The sequence below is a fragment of the Streptomyces sp. NPDC093591 genome, assembly GCF_044764885.1.
In the GTDB taxonomy this organism is placed as follows: domain Bacteria; phylum Actinomycetota; class Actinomycetes; order Streptomycetales; family Streptomycetaceae; genus Streptomyces.
On record NZ_JBIWIY010000019.1, the window covers coordinates 46,681 to 66,648 of the forward strand.

Sequence of the window (19,968 nt, forward strand, 5' to 3'; positions counted from 1 at the left end):
CGTCGCGTTCAGTTGGCGATCCCCGTGGGGATCGCCTTCTTGACGGCTGCCGCCAGGTCGATCAGCACACTCGAACTGTCCCGGCCCTTTTCCACGGTGACCTCGACATAGGCGCGGCGCAGCGCGGAGGTGAACCGGTAACCCCCGTCGTCCTGCTTCTCCATCAGCCACCTGACGCCGTTCACGCCGCCGGCCACCGCGTCCGGATCGCGGCCTTCCGCCACCTTGGGATCGAGCATCTTGGGCGGCCTCGCGACACCGCACCGCAGTATGATCGCCGAGTCCCCCCACCCGGCGGTCAGCGTGGACGCGGGCGAGGGGTCCGTACGGCTCTCACCGTCCACCTCGGCCGGCAGTACCTTGTCCAGGTTCTGGCACAACTTCGTGGTCTTCGCGTCGGCGCTGGGAACCGCCGCCGACGCGCTGCCGTCTGCTGATGAGCAGCCCGCCGCGGTGATCAGCAGGACGAGCGCGGGCAGCCCGAGGACGGAAACGTGCCGGTGACGGAAAGAGTTCACCGGCCAAGGGTAGACGGGGGCTACAGATGCACGACCGGGCAGGTCAGGGTGCGGGTGATGCCGTCCACTTGCTGGACCTTCGCGACCACCATGCGACCCAGGTCGTCGACTGTGTCGGCTTGGGCGCGCACGATGACGTCGTACGGTCCCGTCACGTCCTCGGCCTGGATGACTCCAGGGATCTTGCTGATCGTCTCGGCGACGGTCGACGCCTTGCCGACCTCCGTCTGGATCAGGATGTACGCCTGTACCACGGAACCTCCAGGGCGGCCACGAGGATCATGTGGGGAAAAGGAACGCCACGGTATCGCGTCGCCGCTCGCCGCGGGGAGACCCACGGGGGCCGGGGCTTGCGCGCCGGGGCTGAGAGCCTGTCCGCAAACCCCCGCCTGCGCCGCGGCGTCCGGCACGCACGCTCGCCGCGTTGCCGAAACGCCCACGTGGCTCCGCCACGAGGGCGCTCCGGCGCCTTGCGATCGCACGCACCGGACGCCGCGGCGCCCGCCCTGCGGGCGGACGACGGGGGTTTGCGGACAGGCTCTCGGGCACGACAGAAGTTGACGTACACCTCGACCGTAGCGAGGACAGTAGTGACGCGCGACCGGGTGCGGACAGGGACAGAAGGGGCGTAAGGGCAATGAAGGGCACTGTTGGTGAGCTCGGCGAGTTCGGGCTCATCAGGGAGCTCACCTCCCGTCTCACCACCACCCCGGCGGTCCGGGTCGGTCCCGGCGACGACGCCGCGGTGGTGGCCGCGCCCGACCGCAGGGTGGTCGCCAGCACCGACATCCTGCTGGAGGGGCGGCACTTCCGCCGCGACTGGTCCACGGCCTACGACGTCGGCCGCAAGGCAGCCGCGCAGAACCTCGCGGACATCGCCGCCATGGGCGCCGTACCGACGGCGCTGCTGCTCGGCCTGGTCGTGCCGGCCGAACTCCCGGTGACCTGGCCGAGCGAGCTGATGGACGGCCTGCGCGACGAGTGCCAGGTCGCGGGCGCCTCGGTGGTCGGCGGGGACGTCGTACGCGGCGACACGATCATGGTGTCGATCACCGCGCTCGGCGATCTGCGCAACCAGGAGCCCGTGACGCGGGCGGGCGCGCAGCCCGGTGACCTCGTCGCGGTGACCGGCTGGCTGGGCTGGTCCGCCGCCGGATACGCCGTGCTCGCCCGCGGTTTCCGCTCGCCGCGGGCCTTCGTGGAGGCGCACCGGCGCCCCGAGCCGCCGTATCACGCGGGTCCTGCGGCGGCGGGGCTCGGCGCGACCGCCATGTGCGACGTCAGCGACGGGCTCATCGCCGATCTCGGGCACATCGCCGAGGCCAGCAAGGTCCGCATCGACATCCGCTCGGGCGCGATCGACATCCCGTCCCAGATGAACGACATCGGGCAGGCCGTCGGCGTCGACCCCATGCAGTGGGTGCTGACCGGGGGAGAGGACCACGCGATCGTGGCGACCTTCCCCCCGGACGTGAAGCTCCCGGCCCGCTGGAAGGTCATCGGCGAGGTCCTCAATCCCTCGGCGCTGCCGCAGGTGACGGTGGACGGGGCGCCGTGGACCAGCAAGGGCGGCTGGGACCACTTCGGCGGGGACATCGAGTCATGATCCCGGGCGTCCTTACGGTGGCGGGCTCCGACTCCGGCGGGGGTGCGGGCATCCAGGCCGACCTGAAGACGATGCTCGCGCTCGGCGTGCACGGCATGAGTGTGATCACGGCCGTCACGGCTCAGAACTCCCTCGGTGTGCAGGGGGCCTGGGAGCTGCCGGTGGAGGCGGTGCGGGCCCAGTACCGCAGTGTCGTCGACGACATCGGCGTACAGGCGATCAAGACGGGGATGCTCGCGTCGGCCGAACTCGTCGAGGTGGTGGCCGAGTTGATCGGCGGGACGGACGTGCCCGCGGTGGTCGACCCGGTCGGCGTCTCCAAGCACGGGGACTCGCTGCTGGCGTCCTCCGCGCTCGACTCGGTGCGCACCAAGCTGCTGCCGGTGGCGACCGTCGCGACGCCGAACCTCGACGAGGTGGCCCAACTCACCGGCGTCCATGTGGAGTCGGAGGACGACCTGCGGCGAGCCGCGGAAGCCGTGCTGGCGTACGGGCCCCGTTGGGTCGTGGTCAAGGGCGGCCATCTCGCGGGCGATGCCGTGGACCTGCTCACCGACGGCACCGAGGAGCACTGGCTGCGCGCCCCGCGCCACGACAACCGGCACACGCACGGCACGGGCTGCACCCTCGCCTCCGCGATCGCGGCGCAGCTGGCCAAGGGCCGGTCCGTGCCGGAGGCGGTGGCGGCGGCCAAGGAGTACGTCACCGGGGCGATCGCGGCCGGATTCGCGCTGGGCGGGGGGATCGGGCCCGTGGATCACGGCTGGGCCCTCACGCGGCGCGGTGGCCCGGCAGCCTGACGCGCGGCCGCGGCCTGCCCGGCCTCGATCTGCGTGCGCGGGTCGGGAGCGTGGATCAGAACAGCAAAAAGCCGGCCCACCGTGAGGTGGACCGGCTCAGTGCAGCGAACCAGCAGTGGCCGCGCGCTTAGCTGTGCGTCAGCGCGAGACCTTGCCGGCCTTGATGCACGAGGTGCAAGCGTTCACGCGCTTCGGCGTCCCGCCGACCACGGTACGGACGCGCTGGATGTTCGGGTTCCAGCGACGGGACGTACGGCGGTGCGAGTGCGAGATGTTGTTGCCGAAGCCCGGCCCCTTGCCGCAGACGTCGCAGTTGGCAGCCACGGGTCACTCCAAAGACTTCAGATGCACTTACGGTTGGATCCCGGCGGGCCGGGATCGAGATCGTAGGATCAGAGATCTGAGTGGCACTGCCAGGGGAATGGCCCGATCGGATCGGGCAACCGGAGCAGCATACAACGACTGCGCCAGTGAAACGAAACTACCATGGCTGCTCAGGGCCCCGCTCCCGGCCCTCTTCCGCCGTACACCGGCCCTGGGTCTACGCTGCGTGCCACGTCCAGCAGCTCAAGGAGGCGCAGGTGGCGCACGTGCCGCAGACATTCCTCGATGCTCTCGCGGTGCGCACCTGGTGCGGCCTGGCGTTGGAGTCGCTGGGGCGCGCGCGCGAGGAGATCGACGCGATCAACGTCTATCCGGTGGCCGACGGTGACACCGGGACGAACCTGTATCTGACCGTGGAGTCGGCCGTGGCCGCGGTCGAGGCGGTGTTCGCCGGGCACGAGGTGGAGCCCGCGCGGACCGGGAGCCCCTCGCTCGCCGACGCCGTGCGGGCGATGGCGCACGGGGCGCTGATCGGGGCCCGGGGGAACTCCGGGACGATCCTCGCGCAGCTGCTGCGCGGCATGGCGCAGGTGCTCGCCGCCGACGGTGAGACGGCTCACACCGACGGGCCGGGCCTGCGGCTGGCCCTGCGGCGCGCCGCCGACTCCGCGCGCGAGGCCGTCGCCCATCCCGTCGAGGGCACGGTCCTCTCGGTCGCCTCGGCCGCCGCCGACGCGGCCACCGGGGCGGAGGGCGACTGCGGGACGGTCGCGCAGGCGGCCTACGAGGGGGCGCGTGCCGCCCTCGCCGCGACGCCCGGCCAGCTGGCCGTCCTGGAGCGCGCCGGGGTCGTCGACGCGGGTGGACGGGGATTGGTGGCGGTGCTCGCGGCGCTGGTGGAGACGTTCACCGGGGAGGCGCCGCGGGGGGTCGGGGCGTTGGCCACGGGTTCCGGCTCCGGCTCCGGCTTCGGTCTCGGCTCCGGTTCCGGCACGTATGCGCGTGGGAGGCAGGGGCCCCGGGACGGCGGGTTCGGTGGCACGCACGCACGCGTGGAGACCGCGGAGGGCGGAGCCGCGCGCACGCGTGGGGAGAGCGCGGAGGGCGGCACCCCGCACGCGCGCGTGGAGCCCGGCGAGATCGGGGTGCCGCTCATGGACTCGGGGGCGGGCGCGTTTCCTGGGACGGACTTGGAGAGGGGTGCCTCTCCAAGGGACGACGGCTCACCGCTCGTGTCCCCTGTGCCGGGGGAAACGGCGGTCCCGGCACACGCGCGCGACGGCTCCGCAGTCCCAGGGGGCCTCGATGACTGCGCCGACGGTCCGGCCGACCATGGCGGAGGCGGCCCCGCCTTCGAGGTGATCTACCTCCTGGAGGCCGATGACGCGGCCGTCGCGCGACTGCGGGCCCGGCTCGACGCCCTCGGGGACTCCCTTGTCGTGGTCGGCGGCGACGGGCTGTGGAACGTCCATGTGCACGTCGACGACGCGGGTGCCGCCGTGGAGGCGGGCGTCGAGGCCGGTCGGCCGTACCGGATCCGGATCACCCACTTCGGGCTCGGCGACGTCCACACCACCGGCGGCGAGCGGCCGATGCGGGAGCGGGTTCAGCGCGCCGTGGTGGCCGTCGTGCCGGGCGAGGGCCTGGCCGGGCTGTACACCGAGGCCGGCGCGACCGCCGTGCTCGCGCGCCCCGGGGAGCCGCCCGCCAGTGGGGAGCTCGTCGACGCCGTACGGCGGGCCCACGCGCGCGAGGTCGTGCTGCTGCCGAATGACCCCGAGCTGCGCCACACCGCGGCCGCCGCGGCCGAGCAGGCCCGCGCGGAGGGCATCCGCGTGGCGCTGATCCCGACCCGCTCCGCGGTCCAGGGCATCGCGGCGCTCGCCGTGCACGAGCCGGAGCGCCGCTTCGACGAGGACGTCGTGTCGATGACCTCGGCGGCCGGCGCGACCCGGTACGGCGAGGTCGTCGTCGCGGAGCGCCAGTCCTGGACCATGGCCGGCATCTGCCAGGCCGGCGACGTCCTCGGCCTCATCGACGGCGACGTGGCCGTGATCGGCTCGGACGTCACGGCCACCGCGCAGACCGTCCTCGACCGCATGATCGCGGCCGGCGGTGAACTCGTCACGATCGTCCTCGGCGACGAGGCGCCGGAGGCGATCGCCGAGCACCTCGAAGCACGCGTGCGTGAGTCGTATCTCGCCGTCGACACGGTGGTGTACCGGGGCGGACGGCAAGGGGCGCTGTTGCTCATCGGCGTGGAATAGCCCTGCCGCGCGCCGCCGCTCCGCGCCGCTACTCCGTGCCCTGCTCCTCCACCACCTGAAGCATCTGCTGGGCCTCGGCCCGTCGCTCCCGTGCCGCCTCGTCGCCCTCGTCGGAGCCCGCGTACGCCGACAGCACCGCACGCGCGCGTGCCGCCGCCTGTGCCGGGCGGCTCAGGTCCGCCTCCAGCCAGCCCGCGGCGAGTTCGGCACCGGTGCGGCTGTGCAGGGCGTCGTCGCCGAGGGAGGCGAACACCGCGGCGGCCCGCGTCACCTGGGACAGGGCCTCCTCCAGTGCGGCCCGGATCGACTCGTCCTCGGCGTCCTCCGTGGCGGAACGGGCGAGCAGGTCGCCGAACTGCCGGTGGGTGTGGCCGAGTTCGGCGGTGAGCCGCTGCCGCGCCTCCGCGTCGTCCGTGGCGTCCAGCGCCGCCACGCACTCGCCGACCGCGCTCGCCATCAACTCGGACGCCGTGCCGCCCCTGCCCGCGTCCTCGCCCGCCTCGTCCTCCACCCGCAGCGCCAGCCACGCGCGGGCGCGCAGGGAGCGGACGAGGCCGTGGACATTGCCGAGAGAGCGCCACAGCGCGCCCGCGCGCGCGTACGCCTCGTCGGCCTCGGCGTGCAGGCCCGCGTGGCCGAGGGACTCGGCGGCGAGGTGGGCGAGCGTGGCGTGGTCGTGCTGCTCGGGCCAGTTCCGGGCGATCTCGGCGGCCTGCAACCGGCGTTCGGCAGCCGCGCGGTGTTCGCCGAGCTCGCTCAGGCAGTCGCCGAGCCACCACTGCGTCTGGACGACCGCGCCGTCGCCGTGCGTCTCGGCGTTCAGGTCGGGCAGCGCCGACTCCAGCACCTCGGCGGCCTCGGCCCACCGTCCCTGCCGCAGCAGGAACCCGCCGAGCTGTTGCCGCGCCCAGGCGCCCAGCGTGCGGCTCTCGCCCGCCTCGTCGGCCCAGTGCGCCGCCTGAAGGGCGTGCTCGGCGGCCTCCTCGGTCAGCCCCCGCCCGCCGAGCACCTCGGCCAGCTGGAGGTTCAGCTGGGCCCGTCCGGTCGCCTCGAGGTGCGGTCCGCCGTGCTCGAGGGCCGCCCGCAGCGCCCGCTCTGCCTCCGCCGTGTCGCCGAGATGGTGCGCGAGTCCGGCCAGCCGGGCCTCGTACTCCACCGCGAACCACGGCAGCCCCGCCCCGACGAACGCCTCCGAGGCCCGCGCGAACAGCTCCGCGGCCCCCTCCACGTCCCCGGTGAGCGCCGCCAGCTCCGCGAGCATCGCCTGCGCCTCCGCGGCCCGCGAGGTGAGGCGTACGTCGTCCCCGGCCCGCCCGTCGACGAGCGCGAGCACCTCCCGCGCGGCGGTCTCGGCGTCGGCCAGGACGGCGCCGTGCACCGCGCCCTCCGCCTCGTGCACCCGGCGCATCAGAATCCGCGCCCGGCTCATCAGTACGGCCGCCGTCTGACGCACCTCCGTGCCGTCCTCGGCGTACAGGGCGAGGATCCGGTCGTACAGGCGGGCGATCGTGGTGAGGGCCTGCGACACCTCGCCCGAGAGAGCGCGTACGTACGCTCCACGCGCGCGTGCCGCCAAAGCCTCCCCCGGGTCGCCCGCCTCCGCGTACAGACCGGCCGCCTCCTCGAACAGGGCGACGCCCTCGGGGCCCAGGTCCATCGCCTGGTGATCGGCGATCTCCGCGCGGTCGCGGGCGGCGAGTTCGACGCCCTCGGCGGCCCGGGAGACGGCCGCCCAGGCCTCGACGGCGTTCGGCTGCAGAGTGTCCGACAGGCGCCGTGCCTCGGCGAGCAGCGCGGCCAGGTCGGGCCGCGCGTCCGGGTTCTCCGGCACGCTCACCGTGGCCGGGCCGGGCAACGTCACCGTCGTGGGCCGGGCCGGCGTACGCACCCCCAACGGCAGCCGCTCCACCAGGGGCCGCTGGTCCATACGCGCGCGTGCCCGTTCGCTGATGTGCGCCGTGCCGTTGCGCTCGTCGAAGCGCGCCGCCAGCGCCAGGGCCTCCCCGCGCGTGTGGACGGCGAGTTCGCGAGCGGTCCAGGTACGGCCCGCCGGACCTGGCACCCGCTGATCACCGAGCCCGAGCTCGGTCAGACGGTCCATGAGCAGGGCCACCACCGCCATGAACTCCAGCTTGCTGCGCGGATGCCCGTCGTCGGTGAAGTACGCGGGCCGCTCGGCGAGCAACTCCAGGCCGCGTGCCTCGTTGCCGGTCAGCGCACAGAACTCCACGTGGTCCGCGTAGGCCCCGCGCATGCTCTCCATGGTCCGCACGAGCCTGAAGCCCCGCAGATGGTTGGCGCGGGCCTCGTCCACGCGTCCCAGGCGCAGCAGCGGCGTCAGGGAGGACGCGAGGACCGTGTGCGGCTCATGGGCGCACGTGAACTCGCCCTCCAGGACCGGGCCCCACAGCTGGAGCCCCTCCGCGTCCCGGCCCCGTTCCGTCTGCCACCACCCCTGCCCGTGCAGCTCGCACGCGTGGCAGTCGGCCATGCTGTCCCGCTCGGCGGCCAGCCACGCGGCGTAGGCCCGCTCGGCCCGCGCCACGTTCCCGACATGCGCGGCCACGCTGAACTCGGCGCTGCGCACGGCCCGTTCGGAGTGCCCGGCGAGCCGGTAGCGGTGCTCCATCTCGCCGAGCCACTTCTCGATCGAGGCGAGCGGGATGTGCGGCTGGTCGAGCATGCCGGACGACATCCACTTGAAGACCCAGTGCAGTGTGTGCGTCTCGTACTCGTCGAAGTCCTCGGGCCGCTCGTCCCACATGCGCAGCAGACGCGCGAAGGGGACGAACATCTTGTCCTTCTCGGAGCTGTAGTTGTAGACCTTCAGCTGGTGCCCGAGCGCCTCGATCACGGCGAGCGGGATGTTCAGCTTCTCGGCTTCGGCGAGCAGCTGCTCCGCGCGCGCGTTGCGGGCGGGGCCCTCCGGCTGTTCGCCGTTGTCCGCCATCGCCCGGCGCAGTGAGTCGAAGTCCGTGATCCCGCTCATCGGCGGCCCTCCTCGCCGTTCGTGGCCCACTCCAGCAGACCGATGAAGGCCCGGTTCAGCAGCGCCGAGTCCGCGGGCCTGAGCGGGCGCTGCGCCATCAGCAGCGCCTGCCCGTAGAGGGACTCGGTGGCGGTGCCGATCAGCTCCGGATCGCCCAGGGAACTGATCTTCCGGATCAGCGGGTTGAGGTGGTTGAGCACGAGACGCGCGCGTGGCGTGCTGCCGCGCAGCGAGCCCAGGATGCCCGCCCACAGGTCGTCCGCCTGTTCCTCCGCCTCCGCACGCGCCTGCTCGTGCCGGGCTTCCCGGTCGTCGAGGTGCAGTGCGGGCACGGACAGGGGATGGAAGGCGCGCAGGACGACGTCACAGCCCAGCGGGTCCAGCTTCGCCCGCGCGGCCGCCAGGAAGCCCGCCAGGGCCAGCTCCTCGGCCGGGTCGACCGAGTCCAGATGGGCGGTCACGGTGTCCGCGTCCAGCTCGGCGACGACCGTCCCCGGCCGCACCGACGGCAGCGCCTCGACGAGCTCGCTGTCGTACGTGTAACCGCCGTTGATCACCCCGACGCCCTGCGCGGACGCGATCGGCGCGACCTGCCGGTACTCCTCGACGGTCCGCGTGAAGTGCACCACCGGGTGCCGCTGCGCGAACTCCTCCAGGGACAGCCGCCCGTCGGTCGTCTCGAAGGGCAGCCACGGCAGCATCGTGCGCAGCATCTCCTTGTCGTGCCGCGCGAGGGACTTCACGCCCAGGTGGTGCACGGACAGGAAGGCCGCCAGCCGCTCCGGATCACCGGCCGCCAGACCGGTCAGCCAGGACCGAATCCTTTCGCCGAGCGCCTCCCGTACGGCCGCCAGCGTCTCGTCCTCGTACAGCGACTCCCGCGAGGCCGTGGGCCGCAGGCTGTCCGTGTCGAGCACGCACCGCACGAAGAACGCCCAGTCCGGCAGCAGCTGTTCGGCCCGCTCGGTCAGCAGCATGCCCTTGAGGTGGACGCGATGACCGGCCCGCTGGGCGGGGCTGACCGCCGAGGGAAGGACGTGAGCCACGCCCCGGATCCCCGCGAGCGGCACGTCCAGGTCGATCGAGTCCAGCGGTGTGAAGCCGAACAGGTCGTGACAGTGCCGCGCCAGGGCAACCCGCCGGTTGGCGGGGGAGGGGTACGGCCGGTCCCAGGGCGCGGGCAGGTCGGTGACCGCCTCGTGACCGACCCGGACGTCGTACGGCAGCAGCGAGCCGAAGTCCCGCGCCAGCGCCAGCACCCGGTCCTCGGCGAGCCATTCGGCGGCACCCGCCCGTGCCACCAGGTGCACGGTGGTCCCCGGTTCGGCGCGGGCGTCGTCCGGCAGCGTCCGCACCGTGTACGAACCGTCGTCCGTGGCCGTCCACTCCACGGGCGCCGCGTCCGGCGTACGGGCGCTGCGGCTGACCACCCGGATGCGCTCGGCGACCACGAAACAGGCCAGCAGACCGATGCCGAACTGCCCCAGGAAGTCGGAGCGGGCCTCCTGCAGCCCCTCGGCGCGCTTGGAGCTGCGTCCGATGGTCGCGAGGAGGTTGTGCACGTCCGCCTCGGTGAGCCCGACCCCGGAGTCCTCGACCCGCAGGGCGCCCGACTCGGCGTACAGCCGCACCACGGCGGGCGCGCCCGGCTCCTCGGCGCGTCTGGCGGTGATCGCGTCGACCGCGTTCTGCAGCAGCTCGCGCAGGTAGACCTTGGGACTGGAGTAGAGGTGATGGGAGAGCAGGTCCACCAGACCACGCAGGTCGACCTGGAACGTATGAGGTGACTGGGGCGGCTGAGGGGCCTGGGATGACTGTGAGGTCTGGGAGTCCATCGTCACGGCGCCGTTGGGGGGACTTGGCGACGGCGCGGGGTCGGGCGGTCCCGGTGAGGCGGTGACCGCGAAAGGATGGCCGGAGCGCGCCATCCTAGGGCCGGAACGAGCCGCCTGACCAGGGGTTTCCGGGACGTTTACCAACACGGCCGCCGCGACCGCTACGGCATTGTCAGTGCCGTGGTGTGGAATGGATCTCGTGCCCGCACTGGAAGAACCACTGAAGAAAGTGCTCGGCCCTCCCACCGCGAAGGTGATGGCCGAGCACCTCGGCCTGCACACCGTCGGCGACCTCCTGCACCACTACCCCCGCAGATACGAGGAGCGCGGCCAGCTCACCCACCTCGCCGACCTCCCCATGGACGAGCACGTCACGGTGGTCGCGATGGTCGCCGACGCCCGCCTGCACACCTTCGCCTCCAGCAGGGCCCCCCGGGGCAAGGGCCAGCGCCTCGAAGTCACGATCACGGACGGCAGCGGCCGCCTCCAACTCGTCTTCTTCGGCAACGGCGTTCACAAGCCCCACAAGGAGCTCCTGCCGGGCACACGCGCGATGTTCGCGGGCAAGGTCTCCGTCTTCAACCGCCGCCTCCAACTGGCCCACCCCGCGTACGAGTTGCTGCGCGGTGCCGACGGCGAGGCGGAGGAGACGGTCGAGACCTGGGCCGGCGCCCTCATCCCCCTCTACCCCGCCACCGCCAAACTGGAGTCCTGGAAGATCGGCAAGGCGATCCAGACGGTCCTGCCCAGCGCCCAGGAAGCGATCGACCCCCTGCCGGACTCCCTCCGCGAGGGCCGCGGCCTGGTCTCCCTCCCCGAGGCCCTCCTGAAGATCCACCGCCCGCACACCAAGGCGGACATCGAGGACGCCCGCTCCCGCCTGAAGTGGGACGAGGCCTTCGTCCTCCAGGTCGCCCTGGCCCGCCGCCGTCACGCCGACGCCCAACTCCCGGCGGTCGCCCGCAAACCCAAGCCGGACGGCCTCCTCACGGCCTTCGACGACCGCCTCCCCTTCACCCTCACCGAAGGTCAGCAGAAGGTCTCGAAGGAGATCTTCGACGACCTGGCGACGGAGCACCCGATGCACCGGCTGCTCCAGGGAGAGGTGGGCTCAGGGAAGGCTCAGCCGCTGGACTCACTTGTGCTCACGCCCAGCGGTTTCCGGCGGATGGGCGACCTGGGGGTGGGGGACGAAGTTGTCGTGCCCGCAGGAGAGATCGCTCTGATCGACGGGGTCTTTCCACAAGGCGAGCGAGATGTGTGGCGCATCGTGCTCTCCGACGGAAGTTCGGTGGAATGCGATGACGAACACCTTTGGATCGTCGGCACGAGTTGCGGCTGGGATCGTGGTCAGTCCCCCAAAGTGCTGACCACCCGGGAAATCCGGCATGACCTGTTCAAGGCCAACGGATCGTCGAAGTGGTACATCCCGGCGGCAACGCCCGTGGACCTCGGCGACGACTCCGGGCCTCCCTTGGATCCCTATCTGTTCGGGCTCCTGTTGGGTGACGGCTCGTTCCGGCACAACCTGCGGTTCTCCACGGTCGACGAGGAAATGCGCGATGCCTTGGAGGCCTCGGTGGCTCCGGAATGTCGCGTCGTCCCTGTCACAGGCTCGCGGTGCGACTACACGATTCAGCTGACCCGACGCTCGGGCGGCGTCCGTAATCCGGTTATCCAGACACTGCGTGACCTGGGCCTTTGGGGACTGACGTCACACGACAAGTTCATTCCCGCCGAATTCAAGAACACGTCGATCAAGAACCGCCTCGCTCTCCTGCAGGGGCTCATGGACACCGTCGGCACGGTTGATCAAAACGGTATGAGCATTTCCCTGTGCTCGGCCTCGCCAACGTTGGCGGACGACGTGGCCTGGCTTGTGCGCTCCTTGGGCGGCCGGGCGCGTGTTCTGTCCAAGAAGGCGGCTTTCAACGTCTCGGTGGCGTTGCCGGATGGCTACCCCCCGTTCCGGCTCACCCGCAAAGCCGAACGTGTACGCCCACGCCCGAGGTACAACACCTTCCGCCGCGGCATCCGCGCTGTGGAGTACGTGGGGCGGAAGCCGGTCCAATGCATCAGTGTCGGCCACCCCAGCCACGCCTACGTGACGGATCACTTCACGGTGACCCACAACACGATGGTGGCGCTGCGCGCCATGCTCGCCGTCGTCGATGCGGGTGGGCAGGCCGCCATGCTCGCGCCCACAGAAGTGCTCGCCCAGCAGCACCACCGCTCCATCGTCGAGATGATGGGCGAGCTGGCCGAGGGCGGAATGCTGGGTGGGGCCGAGCAGGCCACGAAGGTGGTCCTGCTGACCGGCTCCATGGGCGCCGCCGCCCGCCGCCAGGCCCTGCTCGACCTGGTCACGGCGGAGGCCGGGATCGTGATCGGCACGCACGCGCTGATCGAGGACAAGGTGCAGTTCCACGACCTCGGTCTGGTCGTCGTCGACGAGCAGCACCGCTTCGGCGTCGAGCAGCGCGACGCCCTGCGCGGCAAGGGCAAGCAGCCCCCGCACCTGCTGGTCATGACCGCGACCCCCATCCCGCGCACGGTCGCCATGACCGTCTTCGGCGACCTGGAGACCTCGGTCCTCGACCAGCTCCCGGCCGGCCGCTCCCCGATCGCCAGCCATGTCGTCCCGGCCGCCGACAAGCCCCACTTCCTGGCCCGCGCCTGGGAGCGGGTGCGGGAGGAGGTGGAGAACGGCCACCAGGCGTACGTCGTCTGCCCCCGCATCGGCGACGAGGAGGACGACCCGAAGAAGGCCGGCAAGAAGAAGTCCCCCGAGGACGAGGCGGACAAGCGCCCGCCGCTCGCGGTCCTCGACGTGGCGGACCAGCTCTCCAAGGGGCCTCTCCGAGGCCTCGAGGTCGAGGTCCTGCACGGCAGGATGCACCCCGACGACAAGGACGCCGTCATGCGCCGCTTCGCCGCAGGCGAGACGGACGTCCTGGTCGCCACGACGGTCATCGAGGTCGGCGTGAACGTCCCGAACGCCACCGCGATGGTGATCATGGACGCCGACCGCTTCGGCGTCTCCCAGCTCCACCAGCTGCGCGGCCGAGTGGGCCGGGGCTCGGCACCCGGCCTCTGCCTCCTGGTCACCGAGATGCCGGAGGCCAGCGCGGCCCGCCAGCGCCTCAACGCCGTCGCGTCCACCCTCGACGGCTTCGAGCTCTCCCGCATCGACCTGGAACAGCGCCGCGAGGGCGACGTCCTGGGCCAGGCCCAGTCGGGCGCGCGGTCCAGCCTGAGAGTCCTCGCCGTCATCGAGGACGAGGAGATCATCGCCGAGGCACGGGACGAGGCGGCGGCGCTGGTGGCGGCGGACCCGGAACTGACCGGACTTCCGGGCTTGCGAACAGCCTTGGACGCACTCTTGGACGAGGAAAGGGAGCAGTACCTGGAAAAGGGGTGAGGATGAGCGCCCCTTCAGGAGCGCAGGGCTGTAATCCGTATGCGGCTACCGCCGCGCAGGCGCGACCAGCCACACTGAACCTAACGCTCCCCACAACCAAGGACCGAAGATGACCCGCGTGATCGCCGGTGCGGCCGGCGGACGTCGCCTGGCCGTCCCGCCAGGGACCGGTACCCGCCCCACCTCCGACCGCGCACGCGAAGGTCTCTTCTCGACCTGGCAGTCACTCCTCGGCGGCCCCCTGGAGGGAGAGCGGGTCCTCGACCTCTACGCCGGCTCCGGCGCCGTAGGCCTGGAGGCACTGTCCCGTGGCGCGAGTCACACCCTCCTCGTCGAGGCTGACGCAAGAGCCGCCCGCGTGATCCGCGAGAACGTGAAGAATCTCGGCCTCCCCGGCGCCGAGGTGAGGTCGGGCAAAGCCGAACAGATCATCCAGACACCAGCGCCGGCCGAGCCGTACGACATCGTCTTCCTCGACCCCCCGTACCGAGTCACAGATCACGATCTTCGCGAGATTCTGCTCACACTCCGCTCTGGGGGCTGGCTCGCGCCGGACGCTCTCGTCACCGTGGAGCGCAGCACCAGAGGCGGGGAATTCCGATGGCCGGACGGCTTCGAAGCGCTCCGGGCCCGTCGCTACGGCGAGGGAACGTTTTGGTACGGTCGCGCCGCCTCTACGTGCGAAGACGCACGATGACCGGACCGGAGAGCGAGGGATCACAAGTGCGCCGCGCCGTCTGTCCCGGGTCGTTCGACCCCATCACCAACGGACACCTCGACATCATTTCCCGCGCCTCCAGGCTGTACGACGAGGTCTACGTCGCAGTCATGATCAACAAGGCCAAGAAGGGCCTGTTCGAGGTCGACGAACGGCTCGACCTGATCCGCCAGGTCACGGCCGAGTACGGAAACGTCCGGATCGAGGCCTTCCACGGCCTCCTCGTCGACTTCTGCAAGCAGCGCGACATCCCGGCCATCGTGAAGGGCCTGCGCGCGGTCAGCGACTTCGACTACGAACTGCAGATGGCCCAGATGAACAACGGCCTGTCCGGCGTCGAGACACTGTTCGTGCCGACCAACCCGACCTACAGCTTCCTGTCCTCCTCGCTCGTGAAGGAAGTCGCCACCTGGGGCGGAGACGTCTCACACCTGGTGCCCCCGGTGGTCCTGGAAGCCCTGAACAAGCGCCTGCGCAGGGACTGATGGGGCTACAGTCGTCCCGTCGGTCTCCATCACAGCTGTAGAGAGTGGCGAGCACACGGTGGACGTACAGAAGAAGCTCGACGAGATCGTCGCGGCCGTCTCGGGTGCCCGGTCGATGCCCATGTCGGCCTCGTGCGTGGTCAACCGAGCCGAACTGCTCTCGATGCTCGAAGAGGTCCGCGCGGCCCTGCCCGGCTCCCTCGCCCAGGCCCAGGAGCTGATCGGCGACCGCGAGCAGATGGTCGAGCAGGCCCGTCAGGAGGCCGAGCGGATCATCCACTCCGCGCACGCCGAGCGCGGCTCCCTGATCTCCGACACCGAGGTCGCCCGCCGCTCCCAGGCCGAGGCCGACCGCATCCTCGCCGAGGCCCGCAAGGAGGCCGAGGACATCCGCGCCGAGGCCGACGACTACGTCGACTCCAAGCTCGCCAACTTCGAGGTCGTCCTCACCAAGACCCTCGGCTCCGTCGGCCGCGGCCGCGAGAAGCTCCTCGGCACCGGCCCCGGCACCGACGAGAACGGCTACCAGGACGAGGACGCCCCCGAGCGCAGCCACGACCCCGAGACCCTGCGCCGCACCGCCGACGAGTACGTCGACGTCAAGCTCGGCGCCTTCGAGGCGGTCCTCGCCAAGACCCTGGAGGCGGTCGGCCGCGGCCGCCAGAAGCTGCACGGCCGGATCGCCACCGACGACCTCGGCGCCCTCGCCGACGACACCAGCACCGTCCAGCACTCCAGCGACGCCGACTACCTCGCCGACCTCGCCGCCCTCGCGGAGCAGGACGCCCCGGCAGCCCCCGCCGAGCAGCCCGCACAGCAACAGCAGCAGTACGACCAGCAGGCGGCCGTGCAGCCGGCGTACGGCTACCAGCAGCAGAACGCGGATCCGTACGGCGGCTACCAGCAGGGCTACGGCGGCCAGCAGGACCCGTACGGCTACCAGCAGGCCGACCCCTACGCCTACCAGGGCTACGCCCCCCAGCAGGCCGCCTACGACCCGAACCAGGCCCAGCAGCAGGCCGCGCAGCAGACCTCGCAGGGCAACGACGGCTACGCCCTCGACGAGACCAGCCTCTTCGACACCAGCATGATCAGCGCGGAGCAGCTGCGGGCCTACGAGCAGGGGCGAGGCCAGTAAGGGGCCACCGGATTGGGCCGTGAGCGAAAGGTCCAGTATCCTGGCTCTTCGGTCGCGCGTACGTCCGCGATCACCGCTGCCCGGGAACACCGCGGGGCAGCAACCCTCTGAGCTCAGCAGATCGAAAGCAGGAATGGCGTGACAGCCCGCCTCGACCACCGCAACCCTCTCGTGTTCGACACACACGAGCTGGGCCGGCGGCCCGGTGCGCTGCAGCGCGTGACCCGCACGGTCGACGCCCCGAAGGACCTCGGTCTCAAGGACGTCATCGGAGTGCCGGAAGGCGCCCCGGTGGAGCTCGAACTCCGGCTCGAGTCGGTCATGGAAGGGGTGCTTGTCACAGGCACCGGCCGTGCACAGGCCGAGGGGGAGTGCGTAAGGTGTCTGGAGCCGCTTCAGCTCGACGTCGAAGCGGACTTCCAGGAGATGTTCTCGTACCCTGACGCCGATGACCGAGGCCGCGTCCACCACGCGGAACCCGGCGACGACGCCGAGGACGACGAGGACAGGCTCTTTCTCGAGGACGGCCTGTTCGACCTCGAACCCGTGCTGCGCGATGCGGTGGTGCTCGCACTGCCGATGCAGCCGGTGTGCCAGGAAGACTGCCCAGGACTGTGCGCCGAGTGCGGCGCACGCCTCGCGGACGACCCGGACCACCACCATGACGCCGTCGACATCCGTTGGGCGGCACTGCAGGGACTCGCCGGTTCACTCGAAGACGGCGAGAAGGACGAGATGAGCGGCGCCGAACCGGGCGTCGACGAGAAGCAGGAGAAGTAGCCGTGGCTGTTCCGAAGCGGAAGATGTCGCGCAGCAACACGCGCCACCGCCGGTCGCAGTGGAAGGCTGCGGTCACCCCCCTGGTTGCGTGCGAGCGCTGCCACGAGCCCAAGCAGCAGCACATCGCGTGCCCGTCTTGCGGCACCTACAACAAGCGCCAGGTCCTCGAGGTCTGAGCGGCTGGTGAGAGGCACTGTGTCCACGCCGAAGAAGAACGCAGCGGACAACACGGCCTCGTCCCACACGCTGTTGGAAGGGCGGCTCGGGTACAAGCTCGAGTCCGCCCTTCTGGTGCGTGCGCTGACCCACCGCTCCTACGCATACGAGAACGGCGGTCTGCCCACCAACGAGCGCCTGGAGTTCCTCGGGGACTCCGTCCTCGGCCTCGTGGTGACGGACACGCTGTACCGCACCCACCCCGACCTGCCCGAAGGCCAGCTGGCCAAGCTGCGGGCCGCGGTGGTCAACTCGCGTGCGCTGGCGGAGGTCGGCCGTGGGCTCGACCTGGGCTCCTTCATTCGGCTCGGCCGCGGTGAAGAGGGCACGGGCGGCCGGGACAAGGCATCCATCCTCGCCGACACCCTGGAAGCGGTGATCGGCGCGGTCTATCTCGACCAGGGCCTGGACTCGGCGGCGGAGCTGGTGCACCGCCTGTTCGACCCCCTGATCGAGAAGTCCTCGAACCTCGGAGCCGGCCTGGACTGGAAGACCAGTCTCCAGGAGCTCACCGCGACCGAAGGCCTCGGAGTCCCCGAGTACCTGGTCACGGAGACCGGCCCCGACCACGAGAAGACCTTCACTGCTGCCGCCCGCGTCGGAGGCGTCTCGTACGGCACCGGCACCGGCCGCAGCAAGAAGGAGGCGGAGCAGCAGGCCGCGGAATCCGCGTGGCGGTCCATTCGGGCCGCGGCGGACGAGCGCGTCAAGAAGGCGAAGGCGGCAGCGGATGCCGCCGAGCCGGATACCGCTGCGCCGGACGCCGACGCGTCATCGGCCTCCGCCTGACCGAACAGCGCGATCCGAGCGCCCGTCCCGGCCCCGGGACGGGCGCTCGGCCCATACCCGCAAGTACCCGCAAGGTGTGTACGGGGGATCCCATGCCCGAGTTGCCCGAGGTCGAGGTGGTACGGCGCGGTCTGGAGCGGTGGGTCGCCCATCGCACCGTCGCCGACGCCGAGGTGCTGCACCCGCGTGCCGTACGCCGGCACATCGCCGGTGCGGACGACTTCGCGCACCGCCTCAAGGGCCACCGGATCGGCATGCCGAGCCGTCGCGGCAAGTACCTGTGGCTGCCCCTGGAGGACACGCACCAGTCGATCCTGGCGCACCTCGGGATGAGCGGTCAGCTGCTGGTGCAGCCGCAGAGCGCGCACGACGAGAAGCACCTCAGGATCCGCGTGCGGTTCGCGGACGCCCTCGGCACCGAACTGCGCTTCGTCGACCAACGCACCTTCGGCGGCCTGTCGTTGCACGACAACACCCCCGACGGCCTGCCCGACGTCATCGCGCACATCGCCCGCGATCCGCTGGACCCGCTCTTCGACGACGAGGCCTTCCACCAGGCCCTGCGCCGCAAGCGCACGACCATCAAACGGGCCCTGCTCGACCAGTCGTTGATCAGCGGAGTCGGCAACATCTACGCGGACGAGGCCCTTTGGCGCACCCGCCTCCACTACGACCGCCCGACCGCGACCTTCACCCGCCCGCGCAGCCTCGAACTCCTGGGCCACGTAAGGGACGTCATGAACGCCGCCCTCGCGGTGGGCGGCACGAGCTTCGACAGTCTGTATGTCAACGTCAACGGTGAGTCGGGCTACTTCGACCGGTCACTGGACGCGTACGGCCGTGAAGGGCTGCCGTGCAAGCGGTGCGGTACGCCGATGCGCAGGCGGCCCTGGATGAACCGGTCCAGTTACTTCTGCCCGAAGTGTCAGAGGGCGCCGCGCGTCTCGTCGTAACGTCGGCGTGCTTCGAGTACGTCGTCCATCTCCCCCTCCACGAAGTGGATGAGGTTCAGCAGCCGCTCGGCGATCCCGCGCCCCAGCGGCGTCAGCTCGTAGTCGACCCGGGGCGGATTGGTCGGCTGGGCCTCGCGGTGCACCAGGCCGTCGCGCTCCAGGGCGTGCAGCGTCTGGGACAGCATCTTCTCGCTGACGCCGTCGACCCGGCGGCGCAGCTCGTTGAAGCGCAGCGAGCCCTCGTGCAGAGCGCCCAGGGTGAGTCCGCCCCAGCGGCCCGTGACGTGCTCCAGCGTGCCGCGCGAGGGGCAGGCCTTGGCGAACACGTTGTACGGGAGGTCCTGCGCCTCCGTGCGCTCCTGCGTGGTGTCCATATCGCAAGCGTACGCGAATGCAGCGCTAACCGGGAGGTTGCACTAACCAGAAGTTAGTGCTTTCCTTTCGTCATCGCCAGTGAGCTGCCTATCAGCTGCCTACCTCAGGAGTACGTACGTGACCACCCCTGTTGTCTCCATCGCCTACCACTCCGGCTACGGCCACACCGCTGTCGTCGCCGAGGCCGTCCGTTCCGGTGCCGTCGAGGCCGGTGCCGAGGTGCACCTGATCAAGGTGGACGAGATCACTGAGGAGCAGTGGGCGACCCTCGACGCTTCGGACGCCATCGTGTTCGGTTCGCCGACCTACATGGGCACCGCGTCCGGCGCCTTCCATGTCTTCGCGGAGGCCACCTCGAAGCGCTGGGCCGAGCAGGCCTGGACCGACAAGCTGGCCGCCGGCTTCACCAACTCCGCCTCCAAGAGCGGCGACAAGCTGCACACCCTGCAGTTCTTCCAGATCCTCGCCGCCCAGCTCGGCATGCACTGGGTCAACCTCGGACTGCTCCCCGGCTGGAACAGCAGCGCCGGCTCCGAGAACGACCTCAACCGCCTCGGCGTCTTCACCGGCGCCGCCGCCCAGACCAACGCAGACCAGGGCCCGGAGGCCGTTCACAAGGCCGACGTCGCGACGGCCGAGCACCTCGGGCGCCGGGTGGCCGAGACGGCGAAGGTCTTCGCGCGAGGGCGCGCAGCGGTCGCCGCGTAGGCGCTGACGCACGAAGGGGCTCCCAGCCGGTCACCTCACCGGATGG

17 protein-coding genes and 1 pseudogene are annotated in these 19,968 nt (G+C 71.1%); 12 read left to right on the forward strand and 6 right to left on the reverse strand.

Features of this window, described 5'->3' with window-relative positions:
• Positions 1 to 8: 8 nt before the first annotated feature.
• Together ACIREI_RS34790 and ACIREI_RS34795 are read right to left on the reverse strand one after the other, a co-directional pair.
• Positions 9 to 518, reverse strand: coding sequence for a DUF3515 domain-containing protein (locus ACIREI_RS34790; protein WP_403341605.1), 510 nt, complete (start codon positions 516 to 518; stop codon positions 9 to 11).
• A gap of 20 nt (positions 519 to 538) precedes the next feature.
• Complete coding sequence (locus ACIREI_RS34795; protein WP_003997603.1) at positions 539 to 772, reverse strand: Lrp/AsnC family transcriptional regulator; 234 nt, start codon at positions 770 to 772, stop codon at positions 539 to 541.
• Between the two features lie 383 nt (positions 773 to 1,155).
• Here ACIREI_RS34795 and ACIREI_RS34800 point away from each other — a divergent pair, with 383 nt between their 5' ends.
• Together ACIREI_RS34800 and thiD are read left to right on the forward strand one after the other, a co-directional pair.
• Positions 1,156 to 2,124 carry a thiamine-phosphate kinase gene (locus ACIREI_RS34800; RefSeq protein ID WP_062709090.1) on the forward strand — a complete coding sequence of 323 codons (969 nt, stop codon included), beginning with the start codon at positions 1,156 to 1,158 and terminating at the stop codon, positions 2,122 to 2,124.
• Positions 2,121 to 2,924 (forward strand): bifunctional hydroxymethylpyrimidine kinase/phosphomethylpyrimidine kinase, encoded by an 804-nt coding sequence (thiD, locus tag ACIREI_RS34805; protein WP_403341608.1) that lies wholly within the window; start codon positions 2,121 to 2,123, stop codon positions 2,922 to 2,924. Before ACIREI_RS34800 ends, thiD begins: the two co-directional genes overlap by 4 nt.
• 138 nt (positions 2,925 to 3,062) lie before the next feature.
• Here the strand turns inward: thiD and rpmB are convergent, their stop codons facing one another.
• Positions 3,063 to 3,248 (reverse strand): 50S ribosomal protein L28, encoded by a 186-nt coding sequence (gene rpmB, locus ACIREI_RS34810; protein ID WP_003993230.1) that lies wholly within the window; start codon positions 3,246 to 3,248, stop codon positions 3,063 to 3,065.
• Positions 3,249 to 3,505: 257 nt separating this feature from the next.
• Between rpmB and ACIREI_RS34815 the strand changes: the two genes are divergently transcribed.
• Entirely contained in the window at positions 3,506 to 5,515 is a 2,010-nt protein-coding gene (locus ACIREI_RS34815; RefSeq protein WP_403341611.1) for a DAK2 domain-containing protein, read from the forward strand.
• A gap of 28 nt (positions 5,516 to 5,543) precedes the next feature.
• Here ACIREI_RS34815 and ACIREI_RS34820 read toward each other — a convergent pair whose 3' ends face one another.
• A complete protein-coding gene (locus ACIREI_RS34820) occupies positions 5,544 to 8,504 on the reverse strand; it encodes a tetratricopeptide repeat protein (RefSeq protein ID WP_403341617.1) in 2,961 nt (986 codons plus the stop codon).
• Entirely contained in the window at positions 8,501 to 10,339 is a 1,839-nt protein-coding gene (locus tag ACIREI_RS34825) for an HSP90 family protein (protein WP_403341620.1), read from the reverse strand. The genes ACIREI_RS34820 and ACIREI_RS34825 overlap by 4 nt, the downstream gene beginning before the upstream one ends.
• Before the next feature lie 190 nt (positions 10,340 to 10,529).
• On the opposite strand from ACIREI_RS34825, the gene ACIREI_RS34830 reads away from it, so the two are divergent.
• From ACIREI_RS34830 to mutM, 8 genes and pseudogenes are all read left to right on the forward strand, one after another.
• Entirely contained in the window at positions 10,530 to 13,760 is a 3,231-nt protein-coding gene (locus tag ACIREI_RS34830) for a helicase-related protein (RefSeq protein WP_403341623.1), read from the forward strand.
• A 103-nt stretch (positions 13,761 to 13,863) separates the two neighbouring features.
• Positions 13,864 to 14,457, forward strand: a pseudogene (rsmD, locus tag ACIREI_RS34835) (16S rRNA (guanine(966)-N(2))-methyltransferase RsmD); the annotation flags it as partial.
• A 26-nt stretch (positions 14,458 to 14,483) separates the two neighbouring features.
• Complete coding sequence (gene coaD, locus ACIREI_RS34840; RefSeq protein ID WP_301996628.1) at positions 14,484 to 14,963, forward strand: pantetheine-phosphate adenylyltransferase; 480 nt, start codon at positions 14,484 to 14,486, stop codon at positions 14,961 to 14,963.
• Between the two features lie 58 nt (positions 14,964 to 15,021).
• Positions 15,022 to 16,101: a cell division initiation protein gene (locus tag ACIREI_RS34845; protein WP_403341625.1), complete on the forward strand. Its 1,080-nt coding sequence runs from the start codon at positions 15,022 to 15,024 to the stop codon at positions 16,099 to 16,101.
• Between the two features lie 138 nt (positions 16,102 to 16,239).
• Positions 16,240 to 16,881 carry a YceD family protein gene (locus ACIREI_RS34850; RefSeq protein ID WP_403341627.1) on the forward strand — a complete coding sequence of 214 codons (642 nt, stop codon included), beginning with the start codon at positions 16,240 to 16,242 and terminating at the stop codon, positions 16,879 to 16,881.
• A 2-nt stretch (positions 16,882 to 16,883) separates the two neighbouring features.
• The gene (gene rpmF / locus ACIREI_RS34855; RefSeq protein ID WP_015657589.1) at positions 16,884 to 17,057 is read left to right on the forward strand and encodes a 50S ribosomal protein L32; all 174 of its coding nucleotides are present in this window, start codon (positions 16,884 to 16,886) and stop codon (positions 17,055 to 17,057) included.
• Positions 17,058 to 17,076: 19 nt separating this feature from the next.
• Positions 17,077 to 17,886 carry a ribonuclease III gene (gene rnc, locus ACIREI_RS34860; RefSeq protein ID WP_403342051.1) on the forward strand — a complete coding sequence of 270 codons (810 nt, stop codon included), beginning with the start codon at positions 17,077 to 17,079 and terminating at the stop codon, positions 17,884 to 17,886.
• Positions 17,887 to 17,978: 92 nt separating this feature from the next.
• Positions 17,979 to 18,839 carry a bifunctional DNA-formamidopyrimidine glycosylase/DNA-(apurinic or apyrimidinic site) lyase gene (gene mutM, locus ACIREI_RS34865; protein ID WP_403341629.1) on the forward strand — a complete coding sequence of 287 codons (861 nt, stop codon included), beginning with the start codon at positions 17,979 to 17,981 and terminating at the stop codon, positions 18,837 to 18,839.
• On the opposite strand, the gene ACIREI_RS34870 is transcribed toward mutM, so the two are convergent.
• The gene (locus ACIREI_RS34870; RefSeq protein WP_403341632.1) at positions 18,812 to 19,213 is read right to left on the reverse strand and encodes a winged helix-turn-helix transcriptional regulator; all 402 of its coding nucleotides are present in this window, start codon (positions 19,211 to 19,213) and stop codon (positions 18,812 to 18,814) included. The genes mutM and ACIREI_RS34870 overlap by 28 nt on opposite strands.
• Positions 19,214 to 19,331: 118 nt before the next feature.
• On the opposite strand from ACIREI_RS34870, the gene ACIREI_RS34875 reads away from it, so the two are divergent.
• A complete protein-coding gene (locus ACIREI_RS34875; RefSeq protein WP_403341635.1) occupies positions 19,332 to 19,922 on the forward strand; it encodes a flavodoxin family protein in 591 nt (196 codons plus the stop codon).
• Positions 19,923 to 19,968: the final 46 nt, after the last annotated feature.

Bases quoted from the DNA above. Each gene is read 5' to 3' on its own strand.
- ACIREI_RS34800 (WP_062709090.1), top strand. From the start codon at position 1,156: ATGAAGGGCACTGTTGGTGAGCTCGGCGAGTTCGGGCTCATCAGGGAG.
- thiD (WP_403341608.1), top strand. From the start codon at position 2,121: ATGATCCCGGGCGTCCTTACGGTGGCGGGCTCCGACTCCGGCGGGGGT.
- ACIREI_RS34820 (WP_403341617.1), bottom strand. From the start codon at position 8,504: ATGAGCGGGATCACGGACTTCGACTCACTGCGCCGGGCGATGGCGGAC.
- ACIREI_RS34825 (WP_403341620.1), bottom strand. From the start codon at position 10,339: ATGGACTCCCAGACCTCACAGTCATCCCAGGCCCCTCAGCCGCCCCAG.
- ACIREI_RS34830 (WP_403341623.1), top strand. From the start codon at position 10,530: ATGGATCTCGTGCCCGCACTGGAAGAACCACTGAAGAAAGTGCTCGGC.
- mutM (WP_403341629.1), top strand. From the start codon at position 17,979: ATGCCCGAGTTGCCCGAGGTCGAGGTGGTACGGCGCGGTCTGGAGCGG.
- ACIREI_RS34870 (WP_403341632.1), bottom strand. From the start codon at position 19,213: ATGGACACCACGCAGGAGCGCACGGAGGCGCAGGACCTCCCGTACAAC.